Raw genomic sequence first — 14,477 nt, 5'->3', positions numbered from 1 at the left:
CGCTCGCCAGGGCCCAGGGCCTGTCGTCAACGGCGACTGTATCCCCGGCGGGCCGCGAGCCCCGGGCCCGGACACGACGAAGGGACGCCACAACCGGGCGTCCCTTGCAAGCTGCGTCCCTTTCGGAGCGGCTCAGTGCACAGCGGCGTCGATCTGCGAGGACCGGGCGGGACTCAGGTGAGAGCCGGCTCCCGCTGATCCAGATCGATGCTGTTGAGCAGCGAGTGCCCGTCAGCGACAGCGGCGAGCGCGTCGTTCTCGGCCTGCATCCGAAGGAGCTCGGATTCAAGGTCCTGGACGCGCTGCTGAAGCCGTCGCATCTCGGAGAGCATTCGCGGGTCGGGGCCGCCGACGTACCCGAGAAGCGCCTTTGCCATGATGAATGGTCCTCCACGCTGAGTGACCGAACCGGAACGGTACAGGTCTAGGGGGAAGGGGGACGCACGCGCGGCGCGTCACCGGTAGTGCTGGCTGGGCACTTACGGCACAACCATCGTGAGCTGGGCTCACGAGGGCAGGCGCCTGCCGGGAAAACGCGGTCGTGTGCGCGGGTTTCCAGCGTCTCACCAAAGACGGAAAGGGTCAACACGATCACCGCACGCTACCGCGACCCTGTCACCTGCCTGGCGGTGTCGTCACGCCTGGGGGCCTCGGGCCGGGTCCACCAGCTGCTCGTGGATCATCGTTCGATGCGGAGTCAACCACGAGTCTGCCCGAATGGCAACCGCATGACACCGGCAGTTGCGGATCAGTTCCGGCCCGCGCGGGTGTGGCCGGGCTCAGCGGATCTCGAAGCCCTCGTAGCCGGGGCCCACGGCCGTCCAGATCTCGGTGACGCCGCTGACCTCGCCCGGGGTGTCCGGGCCGCGCAGCAGGTCCAGCAGCAGTTCGCAGTCGGCGGCCAGGCCCTCGGCGACCACCTGCACCCGGCCGTCCCCGAGGTTGCTCGCGTAGCCGGTCAGGCCGGTCTCCAGCGCCCGTGCCCTGGTCCACCAGCGGAACCCGACCTGCTGGACCTTCCCCCGGACCCAGGCGGTCACCCGGACCGGTTCCTCACTGTGGGCGTCGCGACCGTGCATGCCCCGAGCCTAACCAACGCGACGGACGGTCACAGGTCCACGGGGCCGTCGACCACGCGGAGCGGCCCCGCCGGAGGAGGTCCGGCGGGGCCGCAGGGGTGTCGCGGTGGGGCTCAGCGGGTCACCAGTCGCCGCCGCCGAAGTCGCCGCCGCCACCGAAGTCCCCGCCACCGAATCCGCCGCCGTCGCCGAAGCCGCCGCTGAAGTCGGAGGAGTTGAAGTCGGCGCCGGTGAAGTCGCCGCCCTCGTGCTGGTCCTGGTAGCCCTGGTCCATCATCGGCGCCGCGGCGTAGGCCGGGCTGCTGATCATCGAGCCGAGCATGGTGCCGACCAGCAGGCCCGGCAGCAGGCCGCCGCCGAATCCGCCGAAGTAGCCGCCCGCCCAGGGGGCGTAGGCCGGGCCGGCGTTCCAGTACGGCTGCGGGCCGTGCTCGGTCTCGACGGTACGGATGGCCGGGTCGAGGCCGGAGGCCAGCCGGTCCGCGTCGGACCGGCAGACCGGGACGGTGCGGGCGGCGCCGTCGGCCGGGGCCCAGTCGACGTCCTTGACCGACGGGCCGTGGCGCGGGTCGAAGAAGCACGGGGGACGGCGCTCGGGCACCGGGCGCTTCTCCCGCCGGGCGGCCAGGGTGGCCAGCGCGAACCGGCCGTCCTCCAGCGCCTCGGTGACCGGCTTGACGTCGTCCGGCCGCTTGGCCTCGTCCATCAGCCGCTTGGCCTTCTCGTACGAGTCCAGGGCGTGGGTGTAGTCGGTGCGCTGGGTGTCGTCGGCGCCGGTCGCGGCCGGGTTGAAGTCGAGCCGGTCCAGTTCCTCGCCGAAGGCGGTGATGTCCTCGTCGACCACCCGGCGCAGCTGCTCCAGCTCGGCCCGGGCCTGCTCCTCCTTGCGCGTCTTGGCGCGGCGGAAGAGGAGGAAGACGCCGGCGCCGGCCAGCGCGAGCAGCACGACCGGGATGACCACCCAGGCGATCGAGGTGCTGTGGTTCACCCCGGTGCCCTTGGCCTGCGGGGCGGCGCTGTCGACGAACTCGTTCAGGGTGGCGTCGATGTCGCCGTTGTGGGAGCGGAAGGCGGCGCCGGCGATCCGCTCGGCACTGCCCTGCGCCATCGCGCCGCGGTCTGCCTTGGCCGCGAACTGGTCACCGCGCCAGATCGCGTAGGCACCGTCGATGCCGACCTTGGTGCGCAGGTCGTTGAAGACGGTCCGCTCGCCGTAGGGGGCGCTGGCCGGGACGACCGCGACGAAGATCGGCTTGTCGGCCTTCTTGATCTTCTCGGTCAGGGCGTCGGCCTGGCTCTGGCTGAATCGGCTGGTCATCGCCGGGTCGACGTAGACCCGACCCTGCTTCAGGGTGGAGGCCGCGTCGTCCAGCCCGCCCGCGGCCGAGGCCGTCGGTGCGAGCAGGAGCAGCAGCCCCAGCAGCGCCGCCACCAGGGCAAGCGGCCCGGCGCCCCGGGAACGTCGTGCAAGGGTTCTCATGCCCTCGACGCTACCCCGACGGGCGTCAAGGCACGGCATACCCTTCGCATACTGGTAGTGACAGGATTCCCCGCCGACCGCCGGGGCCGCACCCCTCCTCGGGGATGATGTTTCCCCCACTCGCCCCTGACGCGGGTGGTGCGCGGGAACTGCGGCCGGCGCCCGGACGTACGTCCCGGCGGGCCCAGGGTGTTCCGGGCGGTGCGCCGACCGTACCGCGCGGACGGGCATAGTGGTCCCGGACCACTGGTCCCATTACCTGTTCTTGACCCATCTCCCGATCGGAGCACCCGGTGATCATCGGCCTCGTCACCGCCGTGGCGGCATCCGCCTGCTACGGCACCGGCTCAGTCCTCCAGGCCGTCGGATCCCGCCGTTCCGCGCGCGAGGAGGCCGCCAAGGGCGCCGCCGGCGCCACCACCGAGCACGGCGGGCCGAGCCTGTCCTCCACCGCGAAGGCTGCCGTCACCTGGGAGTTCATCGTCGGCACGGTGCTCGACCTGATCGGCTTCGGGCTGGGCGCGCTGGCCGCGCGGCTGCTGCCGCTGTTCCTCTCGCAGACCATCATCAGCGCCAACCTGGTGATCACCGCGGTGCTGAGCATCAAGCTGCTCGGCATCCGGCTCAAGCAACTGGAGTGGGCCTCGATCGGCGTGCTCTGCTCGGCGCTGGTGCTGCTGGCCGTCTCGGCCGGCCCGGAGGGCGGCCACCACGCGTCGATGTCCTTCCACTGGGGCCTGCTGCTGGTCACCACCGTGCTGCTGGTCGGCGGCGGCCTGCTGGTGCGGCGGATGGGCTCCAAGGGCGCGATCGTCGCCGGCCTGCTCTCCGGCCTGGGCTTCGGCGCGCTGGGCGTCGGCGTGCGCATCCTGAACGGCATCGACCCGTTCGACGTCGCCAAGCTGCTCTCCGACCCGGCGCTGTACGCGATCCTGGTCGGCGGCCTCGGCGGCATGTACGTGCACACCGTGGCGCTGCAGATCGGCTCGGTGAACGGCGCGACGGCGGCGCTGGTGGTCGGCGAGACGGTGCTGCCCGGCGCGATCGGCGTGCTCTGGCTCGGCGACTCCTCCAAGTCCGGCCTGGGCTGGCTCGGCGTGGTCGGCTTCCTGCTCGCGGTGGTGTCCGCGGTCGGGGTCGCCTACTTCGGCCAGGACACCCACGGCTCCCCCGGCGAGGCGGCCGCCGACCAGCCGGAACTCGCCAAGCACTGAGCTCCCCGGCCCCCGCTTCCAGCCCTCGCTGTCAGCCCCCGCTGCGGGCCCGCGGCACCCGCTGGCAGCGGGGGCAGAAGTAGCTGGAGCGGTTCATCCAGGCGGCCCGCCGGATCGGGGTGCCGCAGCGGCGGCAGGGCTCGTGCTCGCGGCCGTACGCGTCGAGGTCGCGGGAGAAGTAGCCGCTCTCGCCGTTCACGTTGACGTACAGGCTGTCGAAGCTGGTGCCGCCGACGGCGAGCGCCGCCGTCATCACCTCGCGGGCGTTCGCCAGCAGTTCGGCGGCCTGCGGGCGGGTGAGCGTCGCGGTCGGGCGGTCGTAGTGCAGCCGGGAGCGCCAGAGCGCCTCGTCGGCGTAGATGTTGCCGACCCCGCTGATCAGCGTCTGGTCGAGCAGCGCCCGCTTCACGGTGGTGCGCTTGGCCCGCAGCGCGGCCGCGAAGGCGGTGTCGTCGAAGCGCGGGTCGAGCGGGTCGCGGGCGATGTGCGCGATGGAGAGCGGCGTGCCCTCCGGGTCGCCGTCCTCGGCCTCCTCGACCGCGAGGCCGCCGAAGGTCCGCTGGTCGACGAAGCGCAGTTCGCGCCCGCCGTCGGTGAACCGCAGCCGCACCCGCAGGTGCGTCTCGTCGGGTACGGACGGGTCCTGGACGAGGAGTTGGCCGCTCATGCCGAGGTGGCCGATCAGCGAGAAGCCCGCGCCGGACCCCGCCAGCGGCACCCACAGGTACTTGCCGCGCCGCTGCGCGGTGCCGAGGGTGGTGCCGGTCAGCCGGGCGGCGAAGTCCGCGGCGCCGGCGGGCTGGCGGCGCACCGCGCGCGGGTGCAGCACCTGGACGTCGGCGACGGTCCGCCCGGCGACCCAGTTCGCCAGACCGCGGCGGACGACCTCGACCTCGGGAAGTTCGGGCACGGGAACAGGCCTCCTGCGGAAGGGATCAGCAGGAGGAAGGCTACTGCTCCCTCACGCCCCGGCGGGCAGCCGGTCGGCGTACTTCTCCTTGATCGCCCGCCAGGCGCTCTCGGCGGCCTTCTGCTCGGCCTCCTTCTTCGAGCGGCCGACGCCGCTGCCGAAGTCCTCGCCGGCCACCCGGGCCGCCGCGGTGAAGGTCTTCTCGTGGTCCGGACCGGACTCCATGACCACGTACTCGGGCACCCCGATGCCCACCGAGGCGGTGAGCTCCTGGAGGCTGGTCTTCCAGTCCAGGCCGGCGCCCAGCTGGGAGGACTCCTCGATCAGCGGGTCGAACAGCCGGTGGACGAACTCGGTGGCCGCGTCCAGACCCTGGTCCAGGTAGACGGCCCCGATCACGGCTTCGACCGTGTCGGCGAGGATCGACGACTTGTCGCGGCCGCCGGTGCCCTCCTCGCCCTTGCCGAGCCGGATGAACGTGCCGAGTTCCAGGCCCCGGCCGACGTCCGCGAGCGCGCGGGAGTTCACCACCGCGGCGCGCAGCTTGGCGAGCGTGCCCTCCGGCACGTCCGGGTGGACGCGGTAGAGGGTGTCGGTCACCACGAGGCCCAGCACCGAGTCGCCGAGGAACTCCAGGCGCTCGTTGGTGGGCAGACCCCCGTTCTCGTACGCGTACGAACGGTGGGTCAGGGCACGCACCAGAAGGGCGCGCTCGAGTGTGTACCCGAGGCGCCCTTCCAGGACGTCGTATTCGGTCGAAGCCGGCCCACCGGCCTTGCCACCGCCCGAAGAGGAACCCTTCGGGGCGGAGGACGCCTTGCGGGTGGAGTTACCGTCCGACATCGATCCGTGCACCCCGCCGATCAGACCGAGAGGACCTGGCGACGGTTGTACGTGCCGCAGCTCGGGCACGCGATGTGACCCAGCTTCGGCTCGTGGCAGCGGTCGCACGCCACGAGGGCCGGAACAACGGCCTTCCAGTTGGACCGACGGTGGCGCGTGTTGCTGCGCGACATCTTCCGCTTCGGAACAGCCACGGCTACTTCTCCTGGTTCTCGGCGAGACCCTCACGGGTGTCGCTGTTCTTGATCCCGTCACCCTCGTCGCCGGGGGCGGCGGAGAGTCCCTGCAGAGCCGCCCACCGGGGGTCGGCGGCGTCGTGGTGGTGCGTCGGGTCGTCGCTCAGGCGCGCTCCGCACTCGGAGCACAGACCCAGGCAGTCTTCCTGGCACACCGGCTGCAGCGGCAGTGCGAGCACCACCGCGTCACGCAGCACCGGCTGGAGGTCGAAGAAGTCGCCCTCCAGGCGGTAAGTATCTTCTTCCGAGTCCTCGTCGAGGTCCTCGGCCCCGGCGGTCCGGGCGCGGTGACGCTCGTCGGACTCCGGGTAGTAGTACAGCTCCTGGAAGTCGACGTCGAGGTCGTCCTCGACGGGCTCCAGGCACCGGGCGCACTCGCCCTCGACCTGGGCCTCGGCGGTGCCGGTGACCAGCACGCCCTCGACCACGGACTCCAGGCGGAGCTCCAGCCGGAGCTCGCTCTTCTCGGGGACGCCGATCACGTCGATGATCCCCAGGCCCGCGGGGGCCTCCAGAGTGCGGGACACCTTGCGCAGCGAGCCCGGGCGACGTCCCAGCTCGTGCGTGTCGAACACGAGGGGGTCGCGGTGGTCGAGGCGGTTCAAGGTGTCCTGACTTCCATGGGGAATCTTCGATCGCGGTGCCACCGCACCAACGGTGCGCGGGCAAGCCGACAGTCCGACACGAAAAGGCCGGAGTGGTCAGCCTACCGGAGTCTCCCGCCAGGCCCAACTTCGCTCCCGTCAGGAGCTTCCGCCGGGCCCGCGCGGGGCCGGCTCAGCGACCGCCCAGCTCCCGGAGCCGGGTCATGTCGATCATGCTGGTGTCGAAGAAGCTGGTCTCGTCCAGACCCGGCTGCTGCTGCTGTTGCGGCACCGCCGGCGGGGCGGCGGGCTGCTGCGGGTAGGTGTAGGCGTCGTACTGCTGCGCGCCGTAACCCGGCTGCTGCTGTTGCGGATAGCCGTAGTCCCCGTGCTGCTGCTGGGCCGCGTAGTCCGGGTGCTGCTGCTGTGGGTAGCCGTCCGCGGCGCCCTGCTGCTGGTGCCCCCACTGGGCACCGTACGGGTCGCCCTGGCCGGCCGGGTCGTAGCCGCCGGCGTACACCTCGGCGTACTGCCCCTGCTGCTGCCCGCCCTGCTGCTGGGCGGCCGCGTACTGGTCGACGCCCGGCGCCTGCCAGCCCGCCGCGGCCGGGGTCTGCTCCGGCCAGGTCTGCTGCTGCGGGACGTCCTCGCGGTACCAGGCGATGTCGTCGCCGTTGGCTTCGGCGTCGGTGGCGAAGCCGGCGGCCACCGCCTCGGCGCGCTCCTTGGCCTGCTGCGCCTCGTCGGCTGCGGCCAGGTAGGCGCCCAGCTCGTCGATCGGCCGCTTGCCGAGCAGCTTGTCGCGGCCCTTGCCGACGGCCTCCAGGGTGGCGCTGAGGACGTTCTCCAGCGTGGCGAGCTTCACATCGACGTACTCGTCGACCTCGGGGCTGGGGGTGATCCGCTGCGGCTGGAACTCCTCGCCGTCCGTCTCGCCGTCGAATTCGGTCTCGAAGACGCTGGAGTCACCGCGCAGCTTGGTCCGGCCGCGGCCGACGGCGCCGAGCGTCTTGGTCAGCACGACCTCGAAGTTGGCGAGCTTGCTGTCCACGTAGTCGTCGGCCTCGGCACGCTTGGCCTCGGTCTCGCCACGGGCCTCGGCGAGGATCCGGTCGGCCTCGGCCTGGGCCCGGCGGACCACCTCGGTGTCCGAGATCAGCGAGCCGCGCTCGGCGTGCGCACCCTGGATGATCCGGTCGGCCTCGGCCTGGGCCCCGGCCACCACCTGCTCGTGGTCGGCCATCATCGACTGGGCCTGGGCGAGTTCGGCGGGCAGCTCCGCCTTGAGGGCGTTGAGCAGGCCGATCAGTTCGGCCCGGTTCACCACGCAGGAGGCCGACATCGGCATCGAGCGGGCGTTCTCGACCGCCGCGACGATCTCGTCGACCTTGTTCTGCACGTCCACGGGGCTTCGTCTTTCCGTGTGCCGCCGACGGTCCGGCGGAGGCAGGCCCGACGCGGTGAACCTCACCGCAGGGGCAGGAATACAGACTGTACGGCCACCGCGCGGCGTGGTCACAACGCCCGAGCCGAACCGGTCGACCGGGCATCGGACAAGTCATGACGAACCAGCAGAAACGGACGCCCGCCCCGCGATGCCGACGCTCCCGCCTACTGCTGGGCCCTGCGCTCCGCGATCCGCTCGACCAGCCGCCGGTGCACCGTCTCCGGCAGCAGGTGGGAGACGTCCCCGCCGTACGAGGCGACCTCCTTGACCAGCGTCGAGGAGAGGAAGCTGTACGTCGGGGAGGTCGGCACGAACAGCGTCTCCACCCCGGACAGGCCGTGGTTCATCTGGGCCATCTGCAACTCGTAGTCGAAGTCGCTGACCGCGCGCAGGCCCTTGATGATCGCGGGGATCCCGCGCTCCCGGCAGAAGTCCACCAGCAGGCCGTGGTACGACTCGACCACCACGTTCCCGAAGTCCGCGGTGACCTCCTCGATCAGGCCCATCCGCTCCTCGACGCTGAACATGCCCTGCTTGTTGCGGTTGATCAGGACCGTGACATGCACGACGTCGTACAGCTTCGAGGCCCGCCCGATGATGTCGAGATGACCGTTGGTGATCGGGTCGAACGAACCGGGACAGACGGCGCGGCGCATGGCGTGGGTGCTCCCTCGTGGGGTGACGGCTGCTGCGGGCCTCGGCCCGCTACTCGTGCTGACTGGTCTCGGCGGCGGCGCGACCGTACCAGAGCGTGCCCTCGCCGTAGCGGCGCGAGCGCAGCACCTCGAAGCCCTCGGGCCAGCCGAAGTCGCCGCCACGGGTGCTGCGCTCCACGGTGACGAGTGCGTCCTCCGCGAGCCAGCCCCCGGCCAGGAGTGTGATCAGCATCTCGCGCAGCTCGTCGTCCGTCACGGCGTACGGCGGGTCGAGGAAGACCAGGTCGTACGGGGTCTGCGGGGGCGGGCCCGCGATCACCTGCTCGGCCCTGGCGGCCTTCACCTCCACGCCCGGCAGGCCGATCGTGCGGACGTTCTCCCGGATCACCCGGGCCGCCTGGCCGTCCGCCTCGACCAGCAGGACGTGCTCGGCGCCGCGCGACAGCGCTTCCAGGCCGACCGCGCCCGATCCACCGAACAGGTCGAGCATCCGGATCCCGTGCAGGGTGCCGCGCAGCGCCTCCAGGGTGGAGAACATCGCCTCACGGGCCTTGTCGGAGGTCGGGCGGGTGCCCCGGCCTGGCGGTACGGCCAGCCGGCGGCCGCCGGCCAGCCCGGCGATCACGCGGGTCATGGTGGGGGAAGGTCCTTTCGTCGCTGCCCGACCACGCTATACGGGTCGAGGCCCCACCGACGGATCGGTGGGGCCCCCGGGTCACGGCTCAGCCCGCCCCGGAGCCCGCCTCAGCCCGCCCCGGAGCCCGCCTCAGCCGGCCCCGGGGCGCGTCTCAGCTCGCCTCGGAGCCCGCCGGCGGGGTCGGGACGGCCGCGCCGAGCAGCGCCGGCGAGGCGTAGCGGGACCAGGACAGGCAGCCGTCGGGCGGGCAGAACTCGGGGCGGCGCGGGTCGTGCCCGAGCTCGCGCAGCTTGGTGCGGACGGAGTCGGGGGTGCGGCCGAAGCGGGCGGCGATCCGGGCGACGGTCTCGCCGTCGTGGAAGCGCCGGACCAGCTCCTCCTCGTGCTGCGGGACCCAGGGGGCGCCGTGGCCGGGGTACAGCTCGCGCAGCACGTCACGGTCGGGGATGGGCTCGGAGACGTCGGCGACGATCGCCAGCGCCCGCAGCGCGCGGTTGAGCGCGATCCGCAGCGAGGCGACGTCCTCGACCGGCAGGCGGAGCTTGCCCGAGGCGAGCGGCTGGGCGGCCGCCCCCTCGCGCCAGCCGGTCAGGGTGAGGGTGACCTCGCGGTCGTCGTCGCTGGCGAGTTCGATCCGGAAGACCTTGTCGCCCAGCGGGAGCTCGTTGAGATGACGGAATGCCATGGCAGGACCCCCAAATGTCGTGCCAGGTACGCACCTTGGGGGTGCGCCCTGAACACCTTCATTCTCTCGCGGGGGTCTGACAATTCCGGGGCCGGCGGCGGCCGCTCAGCCCTTCTCCATGTAGGCCGCGCGGTCCTCGTCGAGCAGGCTCTCCAGCGCGGTGCGCAGCTCCGGGTGGGCGGTCAGCTCGCGGTCCTCGGCGACCAGCCGGGTGGCCTCCGTCCTGGCGGTGAGGATGACCTCCTCGTCCTCCAGCACCGAGAGCACCTTGAGCGAGGACTTCACCCCGGACTGCGCCTGGCCCAGCACGTCGCCCTCGCGGCGCTGTTCGAGGTCGATCCGGGACAGCTCGAAGCCGTCCAGGGTGCCGGCCACCGCGTCCAGCCGGGCCCGGGCGGCGCTGCCCGCGGGCATGTCGCTGACCAGCAGGCACAGGCCCGCGGCGCTGCCGCGGCCGACCCGGCCGCGCAGCTGGTGGAGCTGGGAGACACCGAAGCGGTCGGCGTCCATGATGACCATCGCGGTGGAGTTGGGGACGTTGACGCCGACCTCGATGACGGTGGTGGCGACCAGCACGTCCACCTCGCCGGCCGTGAAGCGGCGCATCACCTCGTCCTTGGCCTCCGGGGCCAGCCGGCCGTGCAGGATCTCCACCCGCAGGCCCTGCAACGGCCCCCCGACCAGCTTCCCGGCGGTCTCCACCACCGAGAGCGGGGGCCGCCGTTCGTCGCTCCCGGCACCGGCGTCGGCGACGTCCTCCAGGTCCTCCTCGGCCGCCTTCCGCTTCTTCTTCGGCTCGGCGGCGGGCTCCTCGTCCCCGATCCGGGGGCAGACCACGTACGCCTGGTGGCCCTTGGCGACCTCCTCGCGCACGCGCTCCCAGGCCCGGGCGAGGAAGTTGGGCTTCTCCAGCGCGGGGACGACGTGGGTGGAGATCGGCGAGCGGCCGGCCGGCAGCTGGTCGAGGACGGAGGTCTCCAAGTCCCCGAAGACGGTCATCGCGACGGTGCGCGGGATCGGGGTGGCGGTCATCACCAGCAGGTGCGGCGGCTGTTCGCCCTTGGCGCGCAGGGCGTCCCGCTGTTCGACGCCGAAGCGGTGCTGCTCGTCGACCACGACCAGGCCGAGGTCCTGGAACTGGACCTTGTCCTCGATCAGCGCGTGGGTGCCGATGGCGATGCCCGCATCTCCGCAGGCCATGTCGAGCAGCGCCTGGCGGCGGGCCGGGACGCCCATGGAGCCGGTCAGCAGCACCACCCGGGTGCCGAGGTCGGAGCCGCCGAGCATGCCGCCCTCCGCCAGGTCTCCCATCATCTCGACGATCGAGCGGTGGTGCTGCTGGGCCAGCACCTCGGTGGGCGCGAGCAGCACGGCCTGGCCGCCCGCGTCGACCACGGCGAGCATGGCGCGCAGCGCGACCAGGGTCTTGCCGGAGCCGACCTCGCCCTGGAGCAGCCGGTGCATCGGGTGCTCGCTCGCGAGATCGGCGGCGATCTCGGCGGACACCTTCTGCTGGCCCTCGGTGAGGGTGAACGGCAGCCGGGCATCGAAGGCGTCCAGCAGGCCGCCCGCGCGGGCCCTGCGCGGGACGGCGGGCAGCGCGGACTCGGCGGCCCGGCGCTGGGCCAGGGCGACCTGGAGGACGAAGGCCTCGTCCCAGCGCAACCGGCTCTGGGCGAGCTCGCGGTCGGCCTGGCCGCGCGGGCGGTGGATCAGCTCCAGCGCCTCGGGCAGCGGGATCAGCCCGTGCCGCTCGCGCAGTTCGGCGGGCAGTGGCTCGCCGACGTCGCCCAGGTGCTTGGTGAGGGCCGTCTCGACGCAGATCGACAGCTTCCAGCTGGGCATCTGCGCGCTGGCGCCGTAGACCGGGATCAGCCGGCCGGCGAACTGCCGGGCGGCGTCCGACCCGGCCTCCTCGTCGAGCAGCTGGTAGTCCGGCGAGACCAGCTGGCGGCTGCGGTTGAAGACGCCGACCTTGCCCGCGAACAGGCCCTGGGCGCCGGACTTGAGCTCCTTCTGCCGCCAGCCCTGGTTGAAGAAGACCAGCGAGAGCCGGCTGCGGCCGTCGGTGACGACGACCTCCAGCCGGTCGCCCTTGCGGCCGCGGAACGGGATCAGGGTGACCTTCTCGATCCGGGCCAGCACGGTGACGTGCTCGTCGATCTCCAGCTCGTCCAGGCTGGTGAGCTGGCCGCGCTCGACGTAGCGGCGCGGATAGTGGTGCAGCAGGTCCCCGACCGTGCGCAGCTTGAGGCTGTCGGCGAGCACCTTCGCGGTGCGGTCGCCGACGAGTTTGGTCAGTGGTTCATCGAGAGCGCCCATCAGGCCCCTGTTTACACCACGGGGCCGACATTCCGGGCTCCGCGGCGTGCCCTACTCCACCCCGATGAGCAGCGGCGCGGACTCCTGGCCGCCGTGGAAGACCACCGCGTCGACCTCGGGCCGCCGGTGCCGGGCGTGTGCCACCAGGCGGTCGGCGAGCGCCTCGTCGGCGCCCTCGCCGAGGACCAGGGTGACGAGTTCGCCGCCTGCGCCGAGCATCCGGTCCAGCACGCTCGCCCCGACCTCGGCCAGCCCGGTGCCGATCACCGCGACGTCGCCGTCGATCAGGCCGAGCACGTCCCCGGCCTGGCAGACCCCGGCCATCGTCCAGGACTCCCCCTCGGCCACGGCGAGTTCGGCGTACCGGGTGGCACCTGCCGCGGAGGTCATGGCGACCACGTCCTCGTCGAAGCGGCGCCCGCCCTCGTGCACCGCGAGCGCCGCCAGGCCCTGCACCGGCGAGCGGGTCGGCAGCACGGCGATCCGCACGCCCTCCTCGCGCAGCTGGTCGGCGGCGGCCCCGGCGGCGGCGCGCAGTTCGGGGTCGTTGAGCAGCAGGACGACCTCGCGGGCGGCCGAGCGGCGCACGGCGGCGGCGAGTTCGGCACTGGCCGGCGGGCGGTCCGGGTCGGCGTGCAGGGCGACGGCGCCGGCCTGCTCGCACAACTCGGCCAGTCCCCCGCCGGACACCACGCAGAGCACCGCGCGGGCCCGGTCCCGGCGTTCGCCGCGCTCGGCGGCGCTGCCGGCCCGGGCGGCGGCCTCGGCGAAGTGCGTGATCCGGATCTGGTGCGGCCGCCCGGCCTCGACCCCGGCCTCGACGGCGGCGCCCGCGTCGTCCACGTGGACGTGCACGTTCCACAGGCCGTCGCCGCCGCCGACCACCAGGGAGTCGCCGAGCGCGCCGAGCCGCTCGCGCAGCGCGGGCAGGGCCTCGTCGGGCGCGTCGAGCAGGTAGATCACCTCGAACGCGGGGTGGCCGGGGCCCGGCGGCCTCAGGTGCACCGCGCAGCTGTCGACCTCCCGGACGTCCCCGCGCAGCGCGACCGGGCCCATCGGCTGCTGCCCGGCGACGGCGTCGGCGAGCGCGCCGAGCACGGCGACCAGGCCGCGTCCGCCGGCGTCCACGACCCCGTTCTCGGCCAGCACGGCGAGCTGTTCGGGGGTGTGCCGCAGCGCGTCCCGGGCGGCCCGGTAGGCGGTGTCGGCGACCTGCGCGAGCCCGTCCCCGGCCCGGACGGCCTCCCGGGCGGCGACCCGGGCGACGGTCAGCAGGGTGCCCTCGACGGGCTCCGCGACGGCCTGGTAGGCGGAGTCGGCGGCCCGTTGCAGGGCGGCCCGCAGCTGGTCGGCGCCGCCGCCCTCGGCGAGCGTCTCGGCGGTGCCGCGCAGCCATTGGGCGAGGATCACCCCGGAGTTGCCGCGGGCGCCGACCAGCGCGCCGCGGGCCATCGCCCGTGCGGTGTCGGCCAGGCCGGGGGCCGGGTCGGCGGCGGGGTCGGCGAAGCGGCTCTCCACCTCGGCGGCGGCGGACTCGACGGTCAGGTAGAGGTTGGTGCCGGTGTCACCGTCCGGGACGGGATAGACGTTGAGCGCGTCGATCTCCTCGCGGGCCTGGCCGAGCGCACGCAGGGCGAGCTGGCACCAGGTGCGCACGGCCGGGGCGTCGAGCGTGTGCAGCACCAGGTCTCCTCCGGGTGGGACGCCGCGACGGCCTGCGGGGCAGCAGCACGGCCAAGGCCGCGGCGAGGGGTGATACCGGCAGGTTATCGGGGGCCGGGGAGGGTCGCCCGGACCGGCGACCGGAGCGATCACCCTGCCGGACATGGTAGTTTCGTTGAACCGGAACAGGCGTTGTATGCTCTTCCGGTTGCCTGGAACAATCCAGGCTCACCCCTCGGTCCGGTCAGGTTCACGCGAGTGCTCCGCTGGTCCAGCGGGGTTGTCGAACGTAAATGATCTGAAGTCTTGGAGTGACTCCTGTGGCTGCCAACTGCGACGTCTGCGGCAAGGGGCCGGGCTTCGGCAACAGCATCTCCCACTCGCACCGCCGTACCCCCCGTCGTTGGAACCCCAACATTCAGACGGTGCGCGCTGTGATTGGGCGGACGCCGAAGCGGCTCAACGTCTGCACCTCGTGCATCAAGGCCGGTAAGGTCTCGCGCTGACGCGCAGACCGGCATGCCGGTCCTCCAGTGAAGCCGGTTCATCCTCGGATGAACCGGCTTCACTGTTTTTCCGCCGCGCTTTCCGGCCGCTGATTTCCCGCCGGCTTCCCGCCGCACCCGTGTTCCCCGCCACATCCGTGGTGGTGGGGGGGGGGGGGGGGGGGGCCCCCCGGGGAGCTCGCGCTCCAGTCAGGAGGGGGGGGCCGCGAGGAACCC

Annotated in this window: 15 protein-coding genes; 2 read left to right on the top strand and 13 right to left on the bottom strand. The window is 72.7% G+C overall.

The window, feature by feature from the left end; translation table 11 throughout:
- Positions 1-173: 173 nt before the first annotated feature.
- The 3 genes from AC07AL_RS22405 to AC07AL_RS22395 all read right to left on the bottom strand — a co-directional run bounded on the left by AC07AL_RS22405 (position 174) and on the right by AC07AL_RS22395 (position 2,559).
- Positions 174-377, bottom strand: a complete 204-nt coding sequence (locus tag AC07AL_RS22405) for a hypothetical protein (RefSeq protein WP_063347689.1) — start codon at positions 375-377, stop codon at positions 174-176.
- Between the two features lie 402 nt (positions 378-779).
- On the bottom strand, positions 780-1,079 hold the full coding sequence (locus tag AC07AL_RS22400) for an acylphosphatase (protein ID WP_350882923.1): 300 nt from the start codon (positions 1,077-1,079) through the stop codon (positions 780-782).
- 121 nt (positions 1,080-1,200) lie between these two features.
- On the bottom strand, positions 1,201-2,559 hold the full coding sequence (locus tag AC07AL_RS22395; RefSeq protein ID WP_363585729.1) for a hypothetical protein: 1,359 nt from the start codon (positions 2,557-2,559) through the stop codon (positions 1,201-1,203).
- 293 nt (positions 2,560-2,852) lie between these two features.
- Between AC07AL_RS22395 and AC07AL_RS22390 the strand changes: the two genes are divergently transcribed.
- Positions 2,853-3,773 carry a DMT family protein gene (locus AC07AL_RS22390; RefSeq protein WP_363585728.1) on the top strand — a complete coding sequence of 307 codons (921 nt, stop codon included), beginning with the start codon at positions 2,853-2,855 and terminating at the stop codon, positions 3,771-3,773.
- Positions 3,774-3,804: 31 nt separating this feature from the next.
- Here the strand turns inward: AC07AL_RS22390 and mutM are convergent, their stop codons facing one another.
- The 10 genes from mutM to AC07AL_RS22340 form a co-directional block, all read right to left on the bottom strand.
- Positions 3,805-4,683 carry a bifunctional DNA-formamidopyrimidine glycosylase/DNA-(apurinic or apyrimidinic site) lyase gene (gene mutM, locus AC07AL_RS22385; protein WP_363631492.1) on the bottom strand — a complete coding sequence of 293 codons (879 nt, stop codon included), beginning with the start codon at positions 4,681-4,683 and terminating at the stop codon, positions 3,805-3,807.
- Positions 4,684-4,734: 51 nt separating this feature from the next.
- Positions 4,735-5,526, bottom strand: coding sequence for a ribonuclease III (rnc, locus tag AC07AL_RS22380; RefSeq protein ID WP_350882931.1), 792 nt, complete (start codon positions 5,524-5,526; stop codon positions 4,735-4,737).
- Between the two features lie 20 nt (positions 5,527-5,546).
- Positions 5,547-5,720 carry a 50S ribosomal protein L32 gene (gene rpmF, locus AC07AL_RS22375; RefSeq protein ID WP_030056747.1) on the bottom strand — a complete coding sequence of 58 codons (174 nt, stop codon included), beginning with the start codon at positions 5,718-5,720 and terminating at the stop codon, positions 5,547-5,549.
- Positions 5,721-5,722: 2 nt separating this feature from the next.
- Positions 5,723-6,367, bottom strand: a complete 645-nt coding sequence (locus AC07AL_RS22370; protein WP_063347695.1) for a YceD family protein — start codon at positions 6,365-6,367, stop codon at positions 5,723-5,725.
- 172 nt (positions 6,368-6,539) lie between these two features.
- The gene (locus AC07AL_RS22365; RefSeq protein WP_363585726.1) at positions 6,540-7,751 is read right to left on the bottom strand and encodes a cell division initiation protein; all 1,212 of its coding nucleotides are present in this window, start codon (positions 7,749-7,751) and stop codon (positions 6,540-6,542) included.
- Positions 7,752-7,957: 206 nt separating this feature from the next.
- Complete coding sequence (coaD, locus tag AC07AL_RS22360) at positions 7,958-8,449, bottom strand: pantetheine-phosphate adenylyltransferase (protein ID WP_363585725.1); 492 nt, start codon at positions 8,447-8,449, stop codon at positions 7,958-7,960.
- A gap of 49 nt (positions 8,450-8,498) precedes the next feature.
- Positions 8,499-9,083: a 16S rRNA (guanine(966)-N(2))-methyltransferase RsmD gene (rsmD, locus tag AC07AL_RS22355; RefSeq protein WP_363585724.1), complete on the bottom strand. Its 585-nt coding sequence runs from the start codon at positions 9,081-9,083 to the stop codon at positions 8,499-8,501.
- Between the two features lie 154 nt (positions 9,084-9,237).
- Positions 9,238-9,771 carry a hypothetical protein gene (locus tag AC07AL_RS22350; RefSeq protein WP_363585723.1) on the bottom strand — a complete coding sequence of 178 codons (534 nt, stop codon included), beginning with the start codon at positions 9,769-9,771 and terminating at the stop codon, positions 9,238-9,240.
- Positions 9,772-9,876: 105 nt separating this feature from the next.
- Positions 9,877-12,093 (bottom strand): ATP-dependent DNA helicase RecG, encoded by a 2,217-nt coding sequence (gene recG / locus AC07AL_RS22345; RefSeq protein WP_363585722.1) that lies wholly within the window; start codon positions 12,091-12,093, stop codon positions 9,877-9,879.
- 51 nt (positions 12,094-12,144) lie between these two features.
- Entirely contained in the window at positions 12,145-13,776 is a 1,632-nt protein-coding gene (locus AC07AL_RS22340; RefSeq protein ID WP_363624916.1) for a DAK2 domain-containing protein, read from the bottom strand.
- Positions 13,777-14,075: 299 nt separating this feature from the next.
- Here AC07AL_RS22340 and rpmB point away from each other — a divergent pair, with 299 nt between their 5' ends.
- Positions 14,076-14,261, top strand: coding sequence for a 50S ribosomal protein L28 (gene rpmB, locus AC07AL_RS22335; RefSeq protein WP_014138233.1), 186 nt, complete (start codon positions 14,076-14,078; stop codon positions 14,259-14,261).
- Positions 14,262-14,477: the final 216 nt, after the last annotated feature.

The organism is Kitasatospora sp. NPDC043949, assembly GCF_056435365.1.
Note: the sequence above shows the minus strand (reverse complement) of the source record. Positions and strands in the feature narration are given on the sequence as shown.

Excerpts from the sequence above, each read along its gene's own strand:
- AC07AL_RS22405 (WP_063347689.1), bottom strand. The coding sequence starts at position 377 with ATGGCAAAGGCGCTTCTCGGGTACGTCGGCGGCCCCGACCCGCGAATG.
- AC07AL_RS22400 (WP_350882923.1), bottom strand. The coding sequence starts at position 1,079 with ATGCACGGTCGCGACGCCCACAGTGAGGAACCGGTCCGGGTGACCGCC.
- AC07AL_RS22395 (WP_363585729.1), bottom strand. The coding sequence starts at position 2,559 with ATGAGAACCCTTGCACGACGTTCCCGGGGCGCCGGGCCGCTTGCCCTG.
- rnc (WP_350882931.1), bottom strand. The coding sequence starts at position 5,526 with ATGTCGGACGGTAACTCCACCCGCAAGGCGTCCTCCGCCCCGAAGGGT.
- coaD (WP_363585725.1), bottom strand. The coding sequence starts at position 8,449 with ATGCGCCGCGCCGTCTGTCCCGGTTCGTTCGACCCGATCACCAACGGT.
- rsmD (WP_363585724.1), bottom strand. The coding sequence starts at position 9,083 with ATGACCCGCGTGATCGCCGGGCTGGCCGGCGGCCGCCGGCTGGCCGTA.
- AC07AL_RS22350 (WP_363585723.1), bottom strand. The coding sequence starts at position 9,771 with ATGGCATTCCGTCATCTCAACGAGCTCCCGCTGGGCGACAAGGTCTTC.
- recG (WP_363585722.1), bottom strand. The coding sequence starts at position 12,093 with ATGGGCGCTCTCGATGAACCACTGACCAAACTCGTCGGCGACCGCACC.